A 23518-nucleotide genomic window follows, 5' to 3' on the forward strand; every position below is an offset into this window, starting at 1 on the left:
GATACCTCTAAATTTCCTATTGTAAAAATCAGTATGTTATTTGACATAATTAGTGGCTTATGCAACTGTTTACACCTATCCTGTTATTTAAAATCAGGCCATAAATCCACGTTTATTCATTATTTGAGTTTTTCCAACAAGACCGTCGAAGTCTCACTTTTTCAAAATAATTGAACTCATTGATTTGACAAGCATAGCATGGAAAAACACGTTTACTTCTCTCCCTTCACGAGGAACATGCAGTCACTAACTTTATAATGCTTTACAGACCGAGATCCCCTTTAAGTTATCCAAATATAGGGCTACCAACATGACGACTGTAAGTGAAATTATGACTCTGACTCTAATCTGACTATATATTGGTGATACTAATCGCCTGAACGACTTCAGGAACAGAAAACAATCGTCATTTGGCTTCGTGATGACGCTCTACTCCGCCTCCAAAACCGGATTCATCTATTAGATCCGAGATATCACTTATCGGTTGATGACACCTCAGTGTCGTTCCAAGTAAGAGCATCAGTCAATAATGTTTTGAGATATCTTTAAGGTAAAGGAATTAGAGTGATTACCATTTAATAGCTGATTCAGATCTTATCCAATGTAATTCTTATTTCATTAATTAGGTTACGTATTATTTCTCCTGTATCCAGATTTCCAAACACTTGTTAGCATGTCGCTTGCCCGTTACAGCTTCTGCACATACCCTCTCCTGATTAATATCCGCTGAACCATTAGCCTGAATTCACCGTGTTGCTGGTGTTTGTGCATCCATCCTTTTAATTGATGTCGACCTGTAAATCGATGAACTCTATCTTAATTTTAACCGTATACTCATTAAATTTTGCTGGAATAAGAAATGTGGAGAGACGGACTGTCAAAGTTTCAATTTTCTCTGTGATCCTCTCATCTCTTTTTGCTTTTATAATATCAATACCATTATCTTCCCTTCATAACCTGCAAGTGTAAATATCTTTTGATATAACAAATATCTCAGACAGAGTCTGTCCCTTCTACATTTCCCAACACCCATTACAATCTGATCTTTCTACTCTCACTCAATAATCTTTCAACTCTGTTAGATTTCAGAAAGATTGTAGAAAGAAAGAGGTATTATAATAAAATTTGTGTTGTAAGCAATTATGATGCAGATATTTTTATTGGGAGGAAAGCAAAAAATGAAGATATTAGAAACCAAAGGACTAAGAAAAACTTACGGTATAGGAGATACTGAGGTTCATGCGTTGGATGGAGTCAACATGGAGGTAGGCGCTGGGGAATTTGTGGCTATCGTTGGTACATCCGGCAGCGGGAAGTCCACCCTTCTGCATATGCTTGGTGGGCTGGATCGGCCTACAAGTGGGAACGTCACCGTTGACGGCAAGGATATCTATTCTCTGAAAAATGAAGAATTGACCATTTTTCGCCGAAGAAAGATTGGCTTCGTGTTTCAAAATTATAATCTAGTTCCAGTCTTAAATGTCTACGAAAATATCGTGCTCCCCATTGAACTGGATGGGAAACAACCGGACAAAGCCTATCTGACCCAAATTACGAATACGCTGGGGCTTGAGAACAAATTATACAATCTACCGGGTAATCTTTCGGGAGGGCAGCAGCAGCGGGTAGCCATTGCGAGAGCACTGGCGACGAAACCAGCCATTATTTTGGCCGACGAGCCTACTGGCAACCTGGACAGTAAAACTAGTCTGGATGTCATAGGGTTGATCAAGGTATCCAGCCAACAGTTCGCCCAAACGATGGTGATGATTACTCATAATGAAGAAATCGCGCAGATGGCAGACCGCATCATCCGCATTGAGGACGGTAAAATAGTAGGTGGTGCGACCCGATGATCAAAGTAAAAAACAGTAAGGCGGTTCGTAATTTATCAGATAAAAGTTTTAAAGCGAATAAAGTCCGCAATATTATTGCGATTATCGCTATTTCCTTAACCACTTTGTTATTTACATCTCTATTTACTATGGGGCTTGGCGCGATGGAAAGCCTCCAGCAGGCAACGATGCGACAGGCCGGTGGGGGAGGGCAGGGTTATCTCAAATATATCAACGATGAGGAATTTAATCACGTCAAAGACCACCCTCTTATTAAAGAGATAGCATATAACCGCGTGTTAAGTGAAAAGGTGACAAACGAGCAATTTTTAAAGCGTCGTGCGGAGTTCTGGTATCATGACGATGTAGGGCTAAAACTAGGATTGATTGAGCTAGAAAAAGGCCACAAACCAGTGGCGGAAAATGAGGTTATCGCGGACTCTAAGACCCTACAGTTACTGGGTACTCCCCTGAAAGAGGGCGCCCCATTGTCCTTGAAGCTTGAGGTTCACGGCAAAACGGTGCAGCGTGAATTTATCCTTGCCGGCTGGTGGAAGAGTGACCCCGCCGCCGTGTCAGACAGAGGTCAAATTTATGCTTCTAAAGCTTATGTAGATGCACATGCCGAAGAATTACGCTACACATATAAGCAGGATCATGATATGACCGGAGCCATCAATGCAGTTATCATGTTCGATAACAGCTCGAACATGCGGGAAAATCTTAATAAAGTGATTACAGAAAGCGGTTATTCCCTGGACAAAAATGCACCGAACTATATTAACAGTAATGTTAACTGGGCGTATCTTTCCAACAATTTTAGTTCGAACCCTGAAGCCGTCTTTTCCCTAGCAACTGGTCTGTTACTGATTATGCTTACTGGCTACTTGATCATCTATAATATTTTCCAAATCTCGGTGATGCGTGATATTCGTTTCTACGGTCTTTTAAAAACCATCGGCACAACCAGCAGGCAAATCAGCAGAATCATCCGCAGACAGGCATTATTTCTTTCCTTGATCGGAGTTCCCGTCGGCTTGCTCGCAGGTTTTTGGGTCGGCAAATCGCTTATCCCTCTGCTGCTTATGAACACTTCTATGCACGCAAATCCTGAGATAACCATATCCCCCAGCCCATGGATTTTTATCGGTTCCGCTCTGTTTGCAGTCATAACAGTTATGATCAGTGCATATAAGCCTAGCAGAATTGCGGCAACTGTGTCTCCGATTGAGGCAGTAAGATACGTAGACGGGGCTACCAAAAAGGGTAAGAAAAAACTAAAAAAATCAACTAACGCTGCTAAGATTACCCTGATGGCTCGAGTCAACTTAGGGCGCAATAAGAAGCGGACTATTTTGGTGCTGCTTAGCCTTTCTCTAGGTCTAGTGCTACTGAATACTACTTTTACATTATCCCAAAGTCTGGATATGAATAAGTATGTGTCTAAAAGCCATGACACTGACTTTCTGATTGCACATGCTGATTATTTTCAAGAACATTTCAAAGGCCCTGACAATGCAACGACAGAAAGCTATATTCAGGCCGTCCAGACACAACCCGGTTTTGAAGAAGGTGGACGTTTGTACAGTGGCAGCAATCTATTCGCTATCGAGCATAAAGAGAACAAAGAGGGGAAGGGGGAAATCGTCACTCCTGACGCTCGCGGCAACTTATCTGCAATAATGTATGGGCTTGAAGATCTCCCCCTTCACCGACTAAAATTAATTGATGGTGAACTTGATTATGGCAAGCTAGCTTCGGGAAAGTACATTCTGGAAGGGGTCTGGTTAGACGATTACGAAAATCCTGAAATGAAACGATCCGTATACAAAGTAGGTGAAAAGGTTACTCTTCATAACTATATAGACACAGCAAATGCCCAAGAGTATACTAGCCATGAATTCACAGTGCTTGGTCATGTTGGTATAAAATCATCCAATTCTGGTGTAGCCGTTGCTAGTTATACTGACTTCTATCTCCCGGCGGATATCTACAAAACGCTTGTGAAGAAGCCTGTGGTGATGAGTTATGCCTTCAATGTATCCGACAGTAAAGAAAAAACGATGGAGAGCTTTATAAAGAATTATACCGAAGCAAAGGAGCCAGTGATGGACTATCGATCCAAATCCACTGTAATTGCCGAGCTTTCAGGTATGCAAAAAACAATTCTGATGATCGGCGGTACGCTCAGTATTATTATTGGTGTAATTGGCATTCTTAATTTTGCAAACGCGCTTCTAACTAGCATTCTGACCCGCCGTCAAGAATTTGCTATACTTCAAAGTATCGGCATGACCAACAAACAATTAAAAACAATGCTTATTTATGAGGGGATTTACTATGTGCTCGGCACCAGCATATGCTCCATCTTATTAGGAAGCCTATTTTCCGTCTTGATTGCGAGACCCTTGAGTACCCAAATATGGTTTATGAGTTATAGATTTATTATCTGGCCGCTGATCCTCGTGCTGCCTGTTCTGCTCGCTCTTGGAATATGCCTTCCTCTCGCTATTTATTCTCTCAGCGACAGGAAAACTATCGTAGAACGACTGCGAACAGCAGAATAAATACCTCCTAGTCAAGAAAAGAAATGACCTAGCAAAAACTTCTGGCTAGGTCATTTCTTAGTTACTCACCTCTATAGTTTGTACTCGTTCCCTAACCTCCCTGAAATTAATTATAATAATGAGAAAACAGAGAAAATGCATACGTACCACCTTCAATTTGAACTCTGGTGTGTATATTCTAAACTTCTGTCCTTTGATGGCCATGACAAATCCCCTCTAGAAAATAGTGCCAGATCATATCATACATGTGCTCTTTTAACACTCTCTATCCAAAGGGGATAATATCACCGTCCCCATCTGAGGATGGACTACTTTTTTCGATTCACAGATTCCTTTTTTCCAAGGTCAGAACCCATACTGCGGCTAAAAACCAAGGTTTTGCAGGACTCTTCTTAGGGGATTACATTTTTTTTAAGTCAAATATAGTGATTCTAGAGCCCAAATACGATTATGAAGCTACGAATAAATAGCATAATAAATCAGTGGGTAGAAAGAAGAAGCTTGAAGTTTTTTAATATATATTCATACTCCTTCACTATTGAATAGTGTATCCTTTGAGTTGCACAAAATACGGGTGATGATTCATAATAATTTCCAGTTTGGATTTTATTAATAATTTTACACATTTTGCCGCGACAATTATTATACATAGCACACTTTGTACAAGCTCCTTGGTCTTTTTGATTGATTACGTCTAAATTAGATAAACGCTGTTCAATTATATCGGAAAACACGTCCCCCATGGAAAATTCCTCTCGTCCTACTGCAAAAATACAAGGATAGATATTCCCTGCACTGGAGATGTGAAAACTGGTATGACATCCATCACACGTACCTCTTGGCCGAAAATATGCGTTTTTGAAATTATATAAAAAATACTGTGCTTTGGTGATATCCTTATTCACCATATATGAAAATATTTCGTTAAGATTCTTTTGATAAACTTTCATAAGTTCTTTATTCCAATTCGGATCACTTTCATCTAGTGCAAAGCTGACAATCGGATACCCTTTTTCAAAAAGAAAAATATAATTATCAGTAAAATATGAAACATTATTAGGTGTAACGGTCATTCTTACTCGGAAAAAATGTGATTGATGATTAATGTAATCAAGGGTTTCAATCACTCGATTGAAACTTCCTTTTCCATTTCTGTATACTCTATTGATATCGTTACTTTCCTGCTTCCCATCCAAACTAACTGTTAATTGGATATTTTCAGAAACATAATCAAGCATTTCTTGGTTATAAATGGTTCCATTTGTCGTCATTGTAAAAGAAATATCGCCATGAATTTTTCGCTTTAACTCTTCTACTAGATAACGAATGATCGGATAATTAAGTAATGGTTCCCCCCCATGTAATGCTATGCCTATTTTATCTTTATGATCCAAAGGATTCGCAGCAAGCTTTTTTTTCGTAAAATCAATAGCCTTTGTAGCCGTTTCCCTACTCATCGTTTTTGGGGCTTTACTAACATAACAATATTTACATTTCAAGTTACAATCTTCAGTTACCCAATATGTGAAGTTCATGGCATTACTCTCCTTAAATAAAGATTTAGCTATTCCAAACTAGTTCTTGAAGTTGTTTCTTTTGTTTTTGACAAATGGTATCGAACAACTCTTGGTTTTGATGCAAATAGTAGATGTTGCTAATGCAGTGATGACAAAATAAATTAACGTTGCAGTTCTTACAGGGTTCAAATTCCCATGGTCTCACACATCCGATTTTATTGTGATCTGCTTTTTGATTGCCTTTAGCCATTAATTCAATTAAATTATCATCAAATACATTTCCTAAAACAAAATCATCAGAATCCATCAACCCTCCACAAGGATAAATGTTCCCATTTCCTCCAATAAATAATTCCCTTTTTCCTGGTGAACAAAGTCGACAGGTAACATCTTGAGAGGTCAGATCATCTACAAATGGCTTTTCGGGAAAAATCTCTTCACTATTCTCTCCTGCTCTTCCAGCGGATGTTAAGATTCTTACAATAGGTTTAACACCTAATTTTTCACACAAATCAAGGAATTTATCTTCACCTCCATCAAAAGTATATTTTGTAATAACCATTGATAATGCGATTTTTTTTAGCCCTTTACTTTGCATTAGTTTTATACTTTTTATAACTCTACTAAAAACACCTTTGCCTCTAATTTGATCGCAAGTTTCTTCATCATAACCGTCCAGACTAAGGGAAACATTATCTACATACCTAATCAATTGTTCCACATTTTTTGGGGTTATAAAAAGGCCATTGGTAGAGAGCAAAATGGCTCCGTTGAATGTTTGTTTTATGTACGCCAAAAGCTCCATGATATCTAATCGCATCATAGGCTCTCCACCCGTAACATTGATGGATTGGGGTTTAAGTACGACGATCTGATCAATGATTTCTTTCACTTTTTCAGTTGTTAGTGCATCGGTAAAATGAGCATCCGCTGAAGCGCTGCAATGTTTACAGTGTAAATTACATCTATTTGTTAATCCTAGATAAACAACATCTAAGACCTCCTCATGAATATTTGTTAATTGTTCTTCGGTTAGAATACATTTGATATTTACTAATTCATAAAAGAGACTTGTTAAATTATGAATAACCTCAGCATGTCGGGAAATTTTGGTAGGATTTAATAATGATTCAATTTCCCCTTTATTAACCATGTCCTTCAGCACAAGATAATAAGATTTAGAGGTTTTCAAAAAAAACCCCGATTTTGTATTCGCGATAATGACTTGATGATTATGAAACAGTTCACGTGAGTAAGGATTTAAAACATATACCATGAGTTATTCTCCTCTCATACATCCCAATTCATTTTCCATTCTATTAAATAGATCATGAATTGTTCTGATATTTACTGTTATGTCATAATCTAATGTTTTGATGCCATAAATTGATAATAATTAGAGTTAAATAACAATGGATTTTTTAGAGTATCTGAGGGGTAATAGATAGTTACGCTAAATCCGTAAAAAACGTATACATAGATGTATTTCACGACATTAAAGAGGTCATTTATACCATAAATATAATTATTAGATATTCAATAGTAGAATGAGAAGTAGCTTCTTTTATATATTTGTATCAGAAGGGCGGAATGAAAATTTATGCTTCAAAAATATAATTGGATTTTTAAAGGAGTCCATAAATTCCATTTTTTTATTGTACTAATTTTGGTTTTTCAAGCTTTAGATACAATACTTAGCATGATAATTCCCCAATACATAAGTAAAATTGTTGACTCTGGGTTAATATCCAAAGATCTCTCCTTAATTGTGAAGTTTATAGGAATAGCAACAGGCTTATTTATTCTATCTCACCTAAGCAGTTTACTTTGTGAATTCATTTTTGCCGAATTAGGCAAAAGAATCTCTTACGCTATGAAAAAAAAGTTGTTAGAAAAGTTTTTTGTTTTGCCAGGTGAGACCATTACTTCAAACAACGATAAGCTATTTTCCCTGTTTATTAACGACATCGGAATCATCGAAAGATTAGTATCCCACGGTATCCCTATGCTAATATCAAACTTACTTTTTCTAATTGTTATTTGTATTGTATTGCTTTTTTTCAACTACAAATTATTTACACTTGTATTTTTAATCATGCTTTTAACAATGATTAGTCAAATATTCTTTAATAAAAGAATTACTCAAAAGACAAAAGCAGTCATGAATGCTTATGATGACTCTATTTCTTATATTAGGCATACGCTTGGAACACTTCTGTATTCTATTGGAATGGATATAAAAGACTATATTTTGGGAAAGTACATGCCTTTAGAGGAAAAGTCACTTGAAGCTTATAGACAGAGAAGCAATACAATTATCGTAGCTTCCACTGTCCCTTCTGTCATTACCTCTATTGGAAGTGTATTGCTTTTGGGGATGGGTACAATTTTAGTAATGAAATGCCAAACAAGTATGGGAGTACTGACGGTATTTGTTTATTATTCAAATCAGATCATAAGTCCTATCAAAAGTGTTACAAACTATGTGGCCGCTTGGAAGCAGGCAAAAGTATCAATCGAAAGAATTGAGTCGATTATAAGAGCTGAAGAGGTGAAATAAAATGGACATAGAATTTAAAAATGTAAGTTATAGCTATAATGATTTAGAAAATGTCCTATCCAATGTCTCGTTCTCTGTTCATGGAAATCATATTTTTCGCCTTTCAGGACGCAACGGAGCAGGAAAAAGCACACTATTAAAATTACTCACCAAGATTAATTGTAATTATACAGGTGAAATCTTAGTGAACGAAAAGGAAATGAGAGAATGGAAACGTAAAGATATTATCAGCAATATAGGGATTTGCTTCCAGGAACCCGTCATGTATGTAGATACGATCTTTAACAATATAACTTTGGGGCAACCGGGTATCCCTATGGAGCAACTGAATTCATATATTGAATTATTGGATACCAAGAAATTTATCGAAGAAAGTAAAAAAGATCAAATAATCGGTAAAAACTTTTCTTTATCAGGAGGGCAGCAGCAATTAATTTCGATACTGCGGAATATCTATACTAATAAAGAAGTATTAATTTTTGATGAACCCACTTCAAATTTAGATGGTGTTGTAAAAAAGAACTTTATTGATCTATTAGATGATCTAAAGTACAACCATACCATCATATTAATTACACATGATAGTGAACTAGGGAGTAAATATGAACAAATATTGTTGTAATGCAGGAGCAGGACGTAGATGCATAAGCGTCTACGTCCTTTCACGAATTCGGTTCCTATTCTAAGTCCCATAAAATAATATTAACGCAAAACTGGTCTTCCACGGTCCTTATATCCAGGATTCCTGAGTTTTCTTTTACAATCTGCTTGACACTTTTCAATCCATAACCGTGATTTTTTCTATTCTTTTTATTACTTATAAAATTACTATTTCCAAACAGCGGATTAAACGTATTGGAAATCTCTATATAAAGCTGCTTTTCATGATATTTTATTTTTATATCCATTGTTTTCTTACCTTCAGTTACCTTGTCACAGCCCTCTATTGCATTATCCAGCAAATTACCAAATACAACGGCTATAATATTATTATTTAGAGAAAATTTTTTTGGAAGAAAACTATCAATGCTCACTGTAATGTTTTTCTCAGTGGCCAAATTTATTTTCTCGGTGAGTACGTAATTAAGCACATTGTTGGGTGTGTATTTCTGAGTTTCAGTACATTTAATATCTGAGAGAATTCCTTCTATAAACCCCTCTGCTGCCTCTACGTTATTTTCTTTCAGCAATCCTTTTAAGGTCAACAATTCATTTCTCATATCATGCCTGATTCTCCGAATTTCTTTTTGCGATTTTTCCAGATTATCATAATGAATATTTTCTGCTTTAAGATTGAAATTTAATAATTCCTGCTCTATCATTTCGCCGTACATTCGGCTTAATTGTTCATAAATAATTAACATGATGATATTGATTGATAAAACACCAATCATAGAAATTACACTTAACCACTCATTTGGGTTCTTGCCTGATCTTAAAATCAAATCAAAATGACTGCACAACAAGCAAAGAGTTATGATAGGAACTGCAAACAAACACATGTATAAATAATGCGGAGTAGTTTCTCTTTGATAAACATCTATTTTAAAAAGTAAAGGGACCCATAAAAAAAAGAAAAATTTACTGATTTCTGAGAGGAGATCACCCGTTTCGTAATAATAAGATACATTATCTGATGTAAGGAGTACATTTGGAAAACAAACATTCATGATGGCGCAACATACTCCTTCAGATAAGATTGCTATTGCAATTACAACTGTACCCCAACACAGTTTTGTTGTTATATGATTTTTTGGGTAAAAACAAAGTACAGTGAACACTGGAACAACATTTAACATAACATTAAATGTTGTTTCCAAAAAGTACATACCGACTACTGTTAGACCTATTAATGCAATCGTAAACAGCAAGATTTTCTCCGTCGAAAGTCCCTTTCTAGTAAATAAAACTTTATTCAGAAATCTACTTATAATGAAAATATCAAAAGAATTTAGTATAAAATCAAACATGGCTCTTTCCAATTAGAATCTCTTCCTCATATAATTCATCATTTTTTGTTTAAAATCTTTTTTATACTTTCTACTGATCGGTAGTTCCAAATAAGTGTCCTGAATTTCGCCATTTACGATCCGTTTCATCATAATATTTTCGCATTTTATTCCCACAACGTATTTCAGGTTAATGATATACGAAGCATGAATCTGAGTGAAAGCCATCGGATCAAGTTGAGCAAGTATTTGTGAAGTTGTCTGATTACACTTATATTCTTTTGTCTCTGTATAAATATGAGCAGCCCTTCCACTTTTCTCAAAGTACATAATTTCATCTTCGTTTACAATGAGCTTATTTCGTTCATAACTAAACTCAAAATAACTATGTGAACTATGCAAATAGTGATCAGCTCTTTGAAGAACCTCAAAAAGGGTTTCTTTATTCACAGGTTTCAGTATGTAATCAAAGGTTTGTACTTTAAATACATCTGGCATGTATTCGTCATAATTGGTTACAAAGATAATTACAGCTTTATTGTCAAACTCTCTTACTTTTTTGGCTAAACTAATGCCATCCATATCCGCCATTTCAATATCAAGCAGATAAATATTGTATTCCGTTTTATTCTTAGCTACATATTGCAGCAACTTTTGCCCACTTCCAAAAGTGTCTACTTCTACTTTAGTAAAGGGATATTCTAACGTAAACCTCTCCACCCGAGCCAGTTCTACATTTGTATCATCACACAGAGCAATGTTTAACATCCGATCACATCCCTACATACATTAATTATTCTTAATTGTAAAGTATCGTGTATAAGTTAACTTATGAACTTCACTTCAATGAATTAATTCTCAGTTGCAAGGAACAATATGATTTCCGGTCATGCCCAGCACAATTCCAATTCCCTCTTTGCTGGGTTTATTATGTAGTTTCAAAGTTAACCTTATATATTATAGAACGCTTATAATTACATAAATAGTATAGCATTTAAAGTTTTCTATAATCAATACTTTTTTTCTAAATAAATACATTTTTATATTTTTATTTAAATACTAAAAATATAGATTTCAAATAGCTTAATTTGATTAAATACCTAGCTTCTCCAAGTACTTCAACAATGCAGCAAGAGAACATACATTTAATATATGTATATTGTGATAATCGTTTAAGGTATGATTCAACTCTCTTTCTAAGCTACTCCAAAAATAATCAAAATTATTAAAGGTTATTCCCGTTAATCTAGAAATAAAAGGGCCTTTGTTTAAAGAATAGATGTCAATTTCATGATTAGTGGTTTCATAAATCGCTTTTTCTATAAACCTGCCAAATTTCTTTACTAAGTTACTATCAATGTCAGCACCAAGGATCGCTTTAAATTCAGGTACTTTCACCTTATATTCCAAAGCACTGCGTTCAAGAATATCATTAACCTCTGAAAACGTGGTATCTTTATTATAAATGGCAGAACTCGCTACCTCAGAAGAGAGCAGTTGCATACTTCTCCCCACACAAAGAGCATTCGCTTTAGAGGTACCTTTAAAAAAGGTAAACCGTTCGGCAAGTGTATAGACAAAAATTGGAGCCTCATCAAATACGGCTTGGATCTCTTTATTTTTTGAAAACAAAAATGACTCAATTGAACAAAACATTTGTCCATTTACACCAATGACGGTTGGCAGACTAGCCGGATAGCTACTCTGACTACCATTTTTTACAGATACAAAAATGAGTTTATTTTGATCCACTAATTGGTGTGTAATTTCACTAAGTTGCTGATGATATCCTTCTGAAGTAACCGAAATGCTTATGCATATATATTTAACATTCAGATTAAGGCATTTCTTCAATGCCATCTGCAAGAGTCTAGTACTCGTTTTCCCTTCTTCATTTGCTATTTTTATGATGTAAAATTGAGCCTCATTAAAAACTTGCATAATCGCATCTGCCACAGAAGTTCCATGCCCATGGTCATCCTGAAAATCATTATCCTCGATAATTTCGTTTCCTGAAATTTGAAATCTCACTCCATCTATAACATGTTTACTTAAACTACGATTCGTCATGTCCATTCCAGTATCAATTATGACTACTTGTTTGTTGTTAAACATAGTCTTCACCTATCCTATCAAATTTGTAGAATGCTATATATAAATTAGCACTTTAGTTTGATATAGAATGTGTAAGTGATAAAACAACCAATTTCATGCTATAAAAAGCAAATTTTCGATAAAAATATATTAAAAATTCAATATTCACCATTTATAATTACGAGTTACTAGAGTATTCAATAAGTCGCAAAATGACACAAAATACGCTGATTATTACAGTAATATCTCTATATAGATCAACTGTAGTAACCTTATTCATAGATTAACTACAGCCTAAGAATACAGACTATCTGGAAGCAATTAATCTCAATAGTCTAGTTAAACTCCGTAAAAATATTTTAAGAAGGTGATAATCAAAATAATATTATATGTCCGGAAAATTATTAATCACGCAAAAAAATTAATTTGGAGGTTCCTTATGATAAAAAACCGAAAATTTCTACCGTTCAAAATAGCTTTTATATTTTGTATGTGTTTGACAAGCTTTTTCATTGCTAATGATACTAACTATGCTGCAGAACATAAGAATTTTACGACTATAGAACAAAATAAAAATATTCCGACTGTTGAAGAATACGAGAATGATGTAAAAGATTTACCTAGACTCAATGCGAATGAAACCATGAACAAATTCAACTCGGGAGAAGGTTTTTACTTTTATATTGGTAGACCTAGCTGCTCCGATTGTCGTGAATTCTCTCCCATTTTAAAAGAATTTTCTGTCCGTATATCACAACCCATCTATTATTACAATCTGGATGGTGGGGACTGGAAACCAGTCATTCGGCAATTTCTTAGAGATCACATCAATTTACAAGCTACTCCAACATTAGCATATATTAAAGATGGAAAAGTCGTTGCCCAACAAGTTGATACTGGACCAAATGCGGATGAATTGCTAACTATTTTTGCCGATTGTCCTCAGTAACCTTTCGCATTCCAAAAATAATCGATCCAATCATTGAAACTTTGACTCGCAAGATGGGATTCTTTGAAAAAAGAGTCCTTCTTGCGAGTCTTCTATACTTTATATTTTAATCACAGTTCCCACTCTTCCCGTAAAAGCCCCATTCGGATCGAATCATAATACTCTCCATTATAATATCTGCACTTGCGAAGCCTGGCTTCGAGGGTCATGCCCAGCTTCTCCCCCACCTTCATCATCCGACGGTTTCCTGACCAGGTTGTAAAGCCTACTCTTACCAAGGGTAATGTATGAAACAAATGCGTAATCCACAGCCGCAAGGCTCTGGTACCAAACCCACCGCTCCAATACTGCGCATCAAAAATACCAATTCCCATTTCAAGCCATTGGGAAGGCTTATGCTCCCAATAGTAGCTAACCGATCCAATGATCTTACCCTCCACTTCAATGAGCCAAAAGTCATCTTGTTCGACTCGGTTTTCCTTATCTTTTAAATAATCATCAAAAGAAAGTGTCTTATGTTCATAATAAGGCGCATCCCATTGCTTCCATTCCGGTGCTTCTTCTTTATAGGTTAACGTCCAAAGAGCCTGTAAGTCTTCTTCTGTAACGGGCCTAATGGTTAAATCCTTATCCGTATACAACGAACACACTCCTTTTAAATAAATTCCCAATCTGCTTTTAAGTATTTATTTTACATGATTATGCATCATTTTGTATTTCTTTTCCCCTACAGTTTTTGAAGCCAGATACGTAATTTGAGTTGACAATCCCTCCAAAATCATATATCTTAATATCAAGACAATAAATATTAAGCAACGTTTACTACTGTTCATTTCGCTTTTACATGCTAATCATATAAAACCAAGGAGGACAATGACATGAAACTGTTAGGCTTGCATCACGTTTCGGCGATTACGGCGGCGGCGGCTAAGAATGTTGATTTTTATACTCAGGTAATGGGTCTTCGACTCATTAAGAAAACGGTGAATCAGGATGATGTGAGCGTTTATCACCTCTTTTATGGAGATGAGCGCGGAACGGCTGGTACCGAAGTCACTTTCTTTGAAATCCCACATGCGGGGCAAACTCGTACGGGGAATAACAGCATTTCGGCGCTCTCTCTGCGGGTACCGAATGACAAGGCACTGGATTACTGGAAAAACCGTTTCGAGCAATTGGATGTAAAGCATGGTGAAATTACGGATCAAGCGGGACGTTTGGCGCTTTCGTTTGAGGATTTTGAGGGACAGCGCTTCTTCCTGGTTTCGGATGAGCATGACAACGGAGTGCGGGGCGGTACGCCTTGGGAGAAAAGTCCTGTCCCTGCTGAATACGGCATCGTCGGACTTGGCCCGGTTCATCTGACCATTCCAAAAGCGGAGAACACGATCCTCATTCTGGAACAGGTGATGGGCTTCCGCAAAAAGGGCTCCTATCCTTCCCCCGTTGCTGGACAACCGGATGTGGTCATCTATGAAACGGGTGAAGGCGGTACAGGAACTGAAGTTCATCTGGAAGAACGTAACGATCTTCCACAAGAGCGACCAGGACGCGGCAGTGTGCATCATGTAGCCTTTCGTGTTGCGACAGAGGAAGAGCTTAGACAGTGGGTGGAACGCATTAACCAACTGCAAATTTCCAGCTCAGGGTTCGTGGATCGCTTTTACTTCCGTTCATTGTATTTCCGCGAGCCGAACGGCATTTTGTTTGAATTGGCGACCGACGGACCCGGCTTTGATACGGATGAAGAACTGGAGTTTCTGGGTGAATCGCTGGCGTTACCGCCATTTTTGGAATCGCGCCGAGCCTCCATTGAAGCCAACCTCAAACCGCTGAACACCAAGATTTAATAGAGTTATATTAACTCCAAAATCACACAAAGCCGGGACTTCTACATCATGTAGAGGGTCCCGGCTTTTTTCATGCAACAGCTCTGTTTCCAACCAAAAGGACAGCTCATCTGCAAGCCTTTTGGCCTTTTAGGTAAGCGAAATGCCCTTTTTGGTTAAGCTTACAGCTTTTTATCATCCACACTGTTCAGCCAAGCTGCGATTTCTCCGATCACAGAAGCGATACATCCATCCTGAAACGGTGAGATCAGACCAGCCAGCTCCACCAATCCGGTAAAAGAACGACTTCCCCCGGCACGGCACAGCTTCAAGTAATCTTCCCACGCAGCTGTCCGGTCGATGCTCATACGTTTCCAAAATTGGAATGCGCACAATTGCGCAAGTGTGTAGTCGATATAGTAGAACGGGGATTGGAAAATATGTCCCTGCTTATGCCAGAACGCGCCCTGCTCCAGATACTCGTTGCCTGCATAGTCCAAATGCGGTTTATACTTGCGTTCAATGGAGCGCCATGCGCTTTTACGTTCGGCTGGCGTCCAGTCTGGATGTTCATATACGGCATGCTGAAATTCATCCACAGCTACGCCGTAAGGGACAAACAACAACGATGAGGACAAATGTTCAAAGTGATATTTGTCCGTATCTTCCTCGAAGAACAGCTTCATCCAAGGCCATGCGAAAAACTCCATGCTCATAGAGTGGATCTCAGCCGCCTCCATGGTTGGCCAATGGTACTCAGGAATTTCAAAATTTCGGCTTTCATAGACCTGGAAGGCATGACCTGCTTCATGCGTCAATACATCGATATCACCGGATGTACCATTGAAATTGGAGAAAATAAACGGCATGCCATACTCGCTCAAAAATGTGCAATAGCCTCCGCTTTGCTTGCCCTTTTTGCTAGTCAGGTCCATCAGCCCACGTTCGATCATAAAGCTGAAAAATTCATGTGTTTCCGGTGAAAGCTCCTCATACATACGCGCTCCATTATGAATGATCCACTCCGGGTCGCCTTTGGGTGTAGGATTACCTGACAAAAAGTTAAAGCCCTCGTCATAATAGCGAAGCTGATCTACTCCGATCCGTTCGCGCTGACGCTCCTTCAGCTTAGTTGCCAGCGGAACGATATGTTTCAGCACCTGCTCGCGGAAATTAGCTACCATCTCCGCATTGTAATCGGTACGACCCAAACGGGCATAGCCCAGCTCTACAAAGTTATCGTAGCCCAGCTTGTGCGCCATGCGCGTGCGTACCTTAACCAGTTCATCGTAAATTCGATCCAGCTCGTCCTCATGCTCGCTCATAAATTGATACTTGGCCTCGGAGGCCTGTTTGCGTGTCTCCCGGTTGGTAGCCATTTCAAAAGGCAGAAGCTGCGACAATGTGCGTTCTTCTCCCTCGAACGGGATCTTCGCTGAAGCAATAAGCTGAGCATATTCGGAGGTCAGCTTATTTTCCTGCTGCAAATCCTCAATAATATCCGGGTGGAACGACTTGAGCGATACCTCGGCAATACTGAAAAGCTGGCTGCCCCACTGGCTCTCTAGCTCGGCTCTGAACGGCGAGTCTACCAATGCACGATAGTAATCGGTTACATACTCCTGAATGACTGGCATGAAATCATCAGCGTACTCTTGCTCTGCTTTGTAAAATATGTCCTCCGTATCAATGGAGTGCCGAACCTCTACTAATTGCAATTGCGTTTCCACGTTACTGCGCAGCTTATTAATGGCATGAATAACTTCATTTTGACGCTCTACGCTGTCCGCTTCACGAAACTGCTGCAAAAGCGTTTTAAACCGCTGTTCAATTTCAGCTTGCTCTGGTCGGGTATAAGCCATTTGGCTGAATAATGTCATTGCTTCGAGTCCTCCCTAAATTTAATAAACCTGATGCCTATTATACAGTACGACTAGAGTAAACTGGAAGATATAATTCCAAAAAAATACAACATCAAAAACCGCAATACCATGTATTGCGGCTTTTGGAGCCAAGCTGGCTCTCATCTACAGATATCTTTGCCTCAAGCAATTATTATATATATGCAGCCTATTGGAGATTTATAAGACCTCTTTGTACACACTATCAATGCTTATTTATAGATTTTGCAAGCTTATTGATTTTGCAAACGATGTGCTGCATGCAGAGTCGGGCCGACGAATTCGTTCAGCTTGAAGCTGCCTTCAATCGCCTGTGTAATGAATTTTTTGGCCTGATCCACCGCTTCACGTACAGTCAGCCCTTGGGCCAAGCCAGCCGTTACCGCTGCCGAAGTTGTACAGCCTGCACCATGGGTGAAGCTTGTTTTCACAACATCCGTCTCGAACCAGTCGAAGGTAATTCCGTCATAAAGCAGATCCATCGCTTTACCTGCACGGATTTTGCCACGGTCCTTAATCAGCACGTGCTTCGCCCCGCGCTCATGGATAATCGCCGCTGCCTCCTGCATCTGTTCCAGCGTCGTAATGGGTCCGTTCTTCGCCAGTTGCGAAGCCTCGAATAAATTCGGCGTGACCAGATCAGCGCCCGGAATCAAAAATTCCAGCATTGCTTCTGTATTTTCCGGCTGAAGCACTTCATCCGTACCTTTGCAGACCATAACCGGATCAATAACGACCCGTTTAAGATCATGCTTGCGCAGATGGCTGGCAACCAGTTCAATAATATCAACGGAACCGAGCATACCCGTTTTCATCGCATCAAAGCCAATACCTTCCAATACCGTACGTAGTTGTGCTTCTACCACATCCAACGCAACAGGATATACAAGATGGTCCCACGTTTTGGGTTCCATCGCAACTACAGTTGTCAATACAGTCATTCCATATACGCCAAGCTCCTGAAAGGTTTTCAGGTCTGCCTGAATACCCGCTCCGCCGCTGGTGTCGGAGCCGGCTATCGTTAATGTTTTGGGAATCGTCATTTTCACATGCTCTCCTTCACTTACTGTGCTGCATTTATCCTAATCCCGCATGGGAAACTTGTCAACGCGCAATGCGTTCTACCTATGCTAAAGGTCACAGAAAAGATTAGAATTAAAAAACGAGAACGTTCCCTTTTGACCAGGAGCATCCTCGCAAGAATAGAATATATAAAGTTTGAATTCCAAAGATTACAAGTACCCGCCGATGCTGTGATCATAGGCATGATTCTTTTCATTTTCACGCACGCCCAGGCAAAACTTCTGATACAAATGCTGCTGTTCAGGGGTAGAAAAGTTCCGATGCTGCTCAAACAAAGCCATGCAACCGATAATATGCTCAGTATAGCTGTTGTCTACAGACAACTGTAAGCAATGCAGTGTTTGCCCCAGTCCCTCTGCATAAGCGCCCTTCCGAAAATGATATTCGGCATACACCTTGCAAAAGGAGGCTAAGCGGAATGCATTAAAATGCTTGCGGTAGTGAGTGTCCCATTGATCTGGTGCAAGCTCCCAGAAGCTCTTGAGTTGCTCGCTGAATAGTCCCAGCTCGGCATCCACAAAGTAACCGAACCTGTTCGCTGATTCAAGCAGCGTATTCAAGCCTTCCAGCGTCTCGTCCGGATGCTCGCGCAAATACGTAATATATTTATAAATTGCAGAGGTATTGCCCATTTTAATTTCGATACAAAGCCGATTGCCTTGAGCGTACACACGATGCATGTCCACTACTTTCTGACCTTCCTCATCCAATCCTTCAAACCAGCTCAAATCTGCATACCCATCAATCCATTTCTTGGATTCCTCATACCTGCCCTGAAACTCATAGCAGCTGGCCTTGAGCAGATGCCCCTGTGCATAATAGTAGACAAGCGGTTTGAGCAACTCCAGATGCTCATCTCCAAAGCGGTTCCTATTGCGGTATAGCGCATGAGCCAATTCTCGCAGCTCGTCCGCATACATTTCCATCTCGGACCATTGCATTTTTAACGCAAACACTTGAGATAGCATATGTAAGCCTTCCAATGCATAATTTTCCGGCAACCGACTACGGTACAAGTGGAATTGCACAGCAGCCTTCAAGCTCCGCTTGTTATCCTTGATCTGAATCTGGAATATACGGAAATAGCTGATCGCTAACCGCTCGGAGTGGGTATACTTCTCACTCTCGATAACACAATTGTACAGAAGCATGGCCGCTTCATATCTCTCGTCCTCAAACATCGCTTCTGCGGTATCAAAAATAGCCGGAATGTTCGATAAATCATCCATCAGATAGTCAAGTACACTACAAATACATTCCAGCTTGTTCAGCTCCGAGCAACGGAGCAGAAACGGACGCAACCTTCTCCAGTGTGGTAAGGAATGAATAAAACATTCATCCACATACATCTCGAACAAAGATCCTTCTTCCAAACCCATCGCCCCGGTAATCAGATCAAGCTGATTGACTGAGATAGGCCGTGGTGGATTCCGGTTAAGTATACCGCTAAGTGTACCCGGATTTACCTTGGAGGCATCTGCGAAACATTGCATCGAAATGCCTTCATTTTGAATATACTTTTCTATTTCTGCGCGGATCGTGGTGTTTTTTTCCAAAGGGACACCCCCTCCATCAAATGATGGCGACTTTTTCATTACCTTTTAAACCAAAATTTGTTTAATCAAAGTATATGTCTAATTATAACGGAGGTCAATAACTTAAACGCGACTCAGGACATATAAAATTACGAACTTCGTACGATTTCAAATGATCCGTGTGCAAAAAGACCGCCCCGGAGGACAGTCTTTGCTCAACATTTGATGCCATGGCTGGAGTCGCAACGGCTGGCTTGCTGATGTTGACTGTAGTCGGTGCGGCGGCAGCGGCAGCAGCACCTGCTACTCCCGGAATCACCAGAGACAAGCTGAAGACCGGAGCGATCCATTTTTTCATTTTTTTTCAATTTCATATTGTATTCACTCCCTCGTTGGATATGTTGTCACGTGTTGCTTACATACCGTATAACGGGGGAGCTTTCCGTTTGGATCACTTTAAATTTAAATTTTTTTCAAAAAAATTCAGGAGCGTCCGAAATCCAGGGCGAATTTGGCGTATCCCTCTGCGGTTAATCCTTCATAAAGCAACTCTGAATGAGCTTTGGCGGCATCCGTTGCTTGCGGAGAGGTCAGAAACGTCACATGCGGGCGGCTCGGCCATGGCGCGAGGGACCAGTGACCGTCTGCTTGGGGCGTCAACGTCTTCATATGCCGTACATATTCGGTTAGCACATGCCGATTCTCATCCGGTGAAGCGAGTACGATGCGTTCCCCGCCCGGATTGACCAATGTAGAGGAAAACGCGCGATAGCTGTTCGTGACAACCAAATAGCTTCGCTGCATATCTAATGGTTCTCCATCCAAGGTCATATGCAGGATTCTATGCGCATTCGCCTCCTTCAATATTCCGGCAGCATCATATCTGGCAGGCTGCGTCACATCAATCTGGTACCTGATCCCGTCGATAATATCAAAGTTAAAGCTCGGAAAATCCGAATCAATCAGCTCCTGCTCTTGTTCTGCATACGGATCAATTTGTTGGAATTGTCCAGCAGACCATTCGAGCCATTCCCGAATTTCTGCCCCGGTCAGCTGAACGACATGCAGTGTGTTTGGAAAATTGTACAGATCGGCGATATGCTTGATTGCCAAAGCCCCCGCCGGAATATCGGTATAATACGAGGGGCCGTATCTGCCGCCTGTTTTAAAGGGAGCCGCTGCCGACAAAACGGGCAGACCTTCGTACTCACTCCCCTGCATCTGCTGCTTCACATACCACATTTGCGCATCATTCACGAGTTGAACAGAAGCGTCGTCCATCACCTGGGCAAAATAGCTGTTTACTGCCACCGTTGTGCCACCAACAGGAGCGCGAATATAATCCAGCGTCCCGGCATGCTCTTCCGCAACCGCCTGCTGAATGGCAGCATCCGGCTGCACCAGCGCTTGCTTGCGTACCGAATCATACACCGGACGTACCTCCGCAGAAGAGGCCGCCACTTGCCACGTTCCATCCATAAGAGTCAGGTCCAGATCAATGATGCCCAGATGATCTCCCCAAAAGCCCGGCTCCACCGCCGGAATATCATGGATGGTGCCTCGCTCCGCGTCCACACCCGTTTTACCAACGAACGAAGGGCCGGGGAATACTTTATGCGCATGACCAAACAGAATCGCGTCAATTCCTTCCACCCTGCTCAGATGCAGCACCGCATTTTCCATATACAGCGTTTCAGGAATATCTTCAAAACCCGCGTGAGGCATGGCAATGATCAGGTCGGCTCCCTCGGACTTCATTTGTGGAATAAACCGTCTTGCGGTCTCCAGCATATCCTTGACGATGATTTTCCCTTCCAGCCAAGCCTTGTCCCATTGCATAATTTGCGGAGGCACAAAGCCGATAATCCCCACCTTCAACAGATGCTTGAAGCCTCCTTCATCCTCCACCGTCTTGTCCAGTATCAGATAAGGTGTAAAGTAATTTCGTTCTTTTTCCACGACTGTATGGCTATCTGTAAAAATATCTTTCTCCGTATCTATATCTGTATCCGCCTGAATATAGATGTTGGCATTGATATAAGGAAACTTGGCTCCTTGAAGGCAAGTCTGCAAATATTCCAATCCATAGTTAAATTCGTGATTCCCGATATTGCCCGCTTCGTACCCAAGCAGATTCATCGCTTTGTAGGCAGGATGCACGGCGTCGGGGTCCTGTTGGAGACGCTGCACAGCATAATCCCCCATCGGATTGCCTTGAATAACATCCCCGTTATCCAGCAGCAGGTGGTTAGGTACCTCGGACCGAGCCACCTGGATTAGACTGGCTGTTTGCGCAAGACCGTACTGCAACGTTTCCCGATCCGTATAATAATCGTAATTCCACAAGCTGACATGCAGATCGGTCGTAACCATAATACGGAATTTCACCCTCACAGGACATAGCGTCTGCTGCTGTTGTACCTCTTTATTGATATCTGAAATATCCAATCCTGTTCTCTCCCTCAGCTTCGGTCATAGAGCTTGAACAAGTCTAACAGGATACTGTTAAGAGAATGTTAAATGAATAGAAATGAGAGAGTATAAGATATATTTTACATACTTTTTACCAAAGTCAGGAATGGTTTTTACCCTAGTGACCGGACTAGCTGTTAAGATTTGGTTTGTCACAGAATTTACAGACTTTTTTCAATTTTTCGTTATTACTATTTTTAGGGGGAAATTATTTTGTTTAAAAAAGCACTGACCTTGTGCATGACTTTCACACTGGCTGCGGGTCTCGCAGCATGCGGCTCCAATACGAGCAATAACAACAACGCGTCCACTCCAGGCACAGATGGCACGAAAAGCGAAAGCACAGCCTATGTTCCTACAGAGTTAAAAGTACAGTTCGTTCCTTCCCAAAATGCAGATACGCTCGAAGCCAAAGCCAAGCCGCTTGAAAAGCTGCTGGGCGACAAGCTCGGAATTCCAGTGAAAGTAACCGTTTCTCCTGACTACAACACGATTGTGGAAGCCATGTCTTCCAAACAGGTAGATGTAGGTTTCCTTCCACCGAATGCCTATGTTCTGGCACACGATAACCGTAAAGCAGCCGATTTGCTGCTGCAAGCCCAACGCTACGGCATTGATGATGCCACAGGCAAGGACACAACTGAAAAAGTAAACTTTTATAAATCGATGATCGTGGTGAAAAAGGATTCTCCGATTCAAAGCCTGGCTGACCTGAAAGGCAAAAAAGTCGGCTGGCAAAATGTAACCTCCTCCGCAGGCTATGTGTATCCCGCAGCAGAGCTGAAGAAAGCTGGCGTGGACCCGGACACGGATGTGCAGGGCGTAACGATCAAAGGCCATGATGCCGCTATCCTGGCGCTGCTGAACGGTCAGGTTGATGCTGTAGCTGTTTTCCAGGACGCCCGCAACACGGTGAAGAAAGAAATTCCGGATGTATTCGAAAAAACACGCGTCATTCATTACACCGCTAAAATTCCGAATGACACGGTCAGCGTTCGTTCCGATATGGATCAGGCGTGGAGAGACAAAATCAGCCAAGCCTTTATAGATATCGCCAAAGACCCGGAGGGCGGTCAAATCATTAAAGAAATTTATACGCATGTAGGCTATGAAAAGGGCGACGATAAAAACTTCGATTCTGTTCGTGAATATGCCAAAGCCGTCGGCCAGGCGGTTAAGTAATTGGATTAAACGAAGCTGTAGCCTACGAAACAGGCTTTAAGAATG

Annotated in this window: 18 protein-coding genes; 7 read left to right on the top strand and 11 right to left on the bottom strand. The window is 40.2% G+C overall.

The window, feature by feature from the left end:
- The first annotated feature begins 1178 nt into the window (after positions 1-1178).
- Both L696_RS0125325 and L696_RS0125330 read left to right on the top strand, forming a co-directional pair.
- Complete coding sequence (locus L696_RS0125325; RefSeq protein WP_025686114.1) at positions 1179-1856, top strand: ABC transporter ATP-binding protein; 678 nt, start codon at positions 1179-1181, stop codon at positions 1854-1856.
- Positions 1853-4402, top strand: a complete 2550-nt coding sequence (locus tag L696_RS0125330) for an ABC transporter permease (RefSeq protein WP_025686115.1) — start codon at positions 1853-1855, stop codon at positions 4400-4402. The genes L696_RS0125325 and L696_RS0125330 overlap by 4 nt, the downstream gene beginning before the upstream one ends.
- Positions 4403-4881: 479 nt before the next feature.
- On the opposite strand, the gene L696_RS0125340 is transcribed toward L696_RS0125330, so the two are convergent.
- Both L696_RS0125340 and L696_RS0125345 read right to left on the bottom strand, forming a co-directional pair.
- Entirely contained in the window at positions 4882-5937 is a 1056-nt protein-coding gene (locus tag L696_RS0125340; RefSeq protein WP_025686116.1) for a radical SAM/SPASM domain-containing protein, read from the bottom strand.
- Positions 5938-5962: 25 nt separating this feature from the next.
- Positions 5963-7195, bottom strand: a complete 1233-nt coding sequence (locus L696_RS0125345) for a radical SAM/SPASM domain-containing protein (RefSeq protein WP_025686117.1) — start codon at positions 7193-7195, stop codon at positions 5963-5965.
- Between the two features lie 324 nt (positions 7196-7519).
- On the opposite strand from L696_RS0125345, the gene L696_RS0125350 reads away from it, so the two are divergent.
- Entirely contained in the window at positions 7520-8479 is a 960-nt protein-coding gene (locus L696_RS0125350) for an ABC transporter transmembrane domain-containing protein (protein ID WP_025686118.1), read from the top strand.
- Between the two features lies 1 nt (position 8480).
- Complete coding sequence (locus tag L696_RS0125355) at positions 8481-9101, top strand: ATP-binding cassette domain-containing protein (protein ID WP_025686119.1); 621 nt, start codon at positions 8481-8483, stop codon at positions 9099-9101.
- 55 nt (positions 9102-9156) lie between these two features.
- On the opposite strand, the gene L696_RS0125360 is transcribed toward L696_RS0125355, so the two are convergent.
- From L696_RS0125360 to L696_RS0125370, 3 genes are all read right to left on the bottom strand, one after another.
- Positions 9157-10461: a sensor histidine kinase gene (locus L696_RS0125360; RefSeq protein WP_025686120.1), complete on the bottom strand. Its 1305-nt coding sequence runs from the start codon at positions 10459-10461 to the stop codon at positions 9157-9159.
- Positions 10462-11196, bottom strand: coding sequence for a LytR/AlgR family response regulator transcription factor (locus L696_RS0125365; RefSeq protein ID WP_025686121.1), 735 nt, complete (start codon positions 11194-11196; stop codon positions 10462-10464).
- A gap of 324 nt (positions 11197-11520) precedes the next feature.
- Positions 11521-12543 (bottom strand): S8 family serine peptidase, encoded by a 1023-nt coding sequence (locus tag L696_RS0125370; protein WP_025686122.1) that lies wholly within the window; start codon positions 12541-12543, stop codon positions 11521-11523.
- A gap of 418 nt (positions 12544-12961) precedes the next feature.
- Here L696_RS0125370 and L696_RS0125375 point away from each other — a divergent pair, with 418 nt between their 5' ends.
- Positions 12962-13471 (top strand): DUF6568 family protein, encoded by a 510-nt coding sequence (locus L696_RS0125375; RefSeq protein ID WP_025686123.1) that lies wholly within the window; start codon positions 12962-12964, stop codon positions 13469-13471.
- Between the two features lie 110 nt (positions 13472-13581).
- Here the strand turns inward: L696_RS0125375 and L696_RS0125380 are convergent, their stop codons facing one another.
- Positions 13582-14112 (bottom strand): GNAT family N-acetyltransferase, encoded by a 531-nt coding sequence (locus L696_RS0125380; protein WP_025686124.1) that lies wholly within the window; start codon positions 14110-14112, stop codon positions 13582-13584.
- Positions 14113-14349: 237 nt separating this feature from the next.
- On the opposite strand from L696_RS0125380, the gene L696_RS0125385 reads away from it, so the two are divergent.
- Complete coding sequence (locus L696_RS0125385; protein WP_025686125.1) at positions 14350-15321, top strand: ring-cleaving dioxygenase; 972 nt, start codon at positions 14350-14352, stop codon at positions 15319-15321.
- Between the two features lie 161 nt (positions 15322-15482).
- Here L696_RS0125385 and L696_RS0125390 read toward each other — a convergent pair whose 3' ends face one another.
- The 5 genes from L696_RS0125390 to L696_RS0125410 form a co-directional block, all read right to left on the bottom strand.
- Positions 15483-17180, bottom strand: coding sequence for a M3 family oligoendopeptidase (locus L696_RS0125390; RefSeq protein ID WP_025686126.1), 1698 nt, complete (start codon positions 17178-17180; stop codon positions 15483-15485).
- Between the two features lie 254 nt (positions 17181-17434).
- On the bottom strand, positions 17435-18244 hold the full coding sequence (gene pdxK / locus L696_RS0125395) for a pyridoxine/pyridoxal/pyridoxamine kinase (RefSeq protein WP_025686127.1): 810 nt from the start codon (positions 18242-18244) through the stop codon (positions 17435-17437).
- A gap of 189 nt (positions 18245-18433) precedes the next feature.
- Positions 18434-19840 (bottom strand): hypothetical protein, encoded by a 1407-nt coding sequence (locus L696_RS0125400; protein WP_025686128.1) that lies wholly within the window; start codon positions 19838-19840, stop codon positions 18434-18436.
- A 94-nt stretch (positions 19841-19934) separates the two neighbouring features.
- Positions 19935-20177, bottom strand: coding sequence for a hypothetical protein (locus tag L696_RS0125405; RefSeq protein WP_025686129.1), 243 nt, complete (start codon positions 20175-20177; stop codon positions 19935-19937).
- A gap of 125 nt (positions 20178-20302) precedes the next feature.
- Positions 20303-22267, bottom strand: coding sequence for a bifunctional 2',3'-cyclic-nucleotide 2'-phosphodiesterase/3'-nucleotidase (locus L696_RS0125410; protein ID WP_025686130.1), 1965 nt, complete (start codon positions 22265-22267; stop codon positions 20303-20305).
- Between the two features lie 237 nt (positions 22268-22504).
- Between L696_RS0125410 and L696_RS0125415 the strand changes: the two genes are divergently transcribed.
- Positions 22505-23473, top strand: coding sequence for a phosphate/phosphite/phosphonate ABC transporter substrate-binding protein (locus L696_RS0125415; RefSeq protein WP_025686131.1), 969 nt, complete (start codon positions 22505-22507; stop codon positions 23471-23473).
- The last annotated feature ends 45 nt before the right edge of the window (positions 23474-23518 follow it).

This window comes from Paenibacillus maysiensis, from assembly GCF_000520815.1.
GTDB lineage: Bacteria > Bacillota > Bacilli > Paenibacillales > Paenibacillaceae > Paenibacillus > Paenibacillus maysiensis.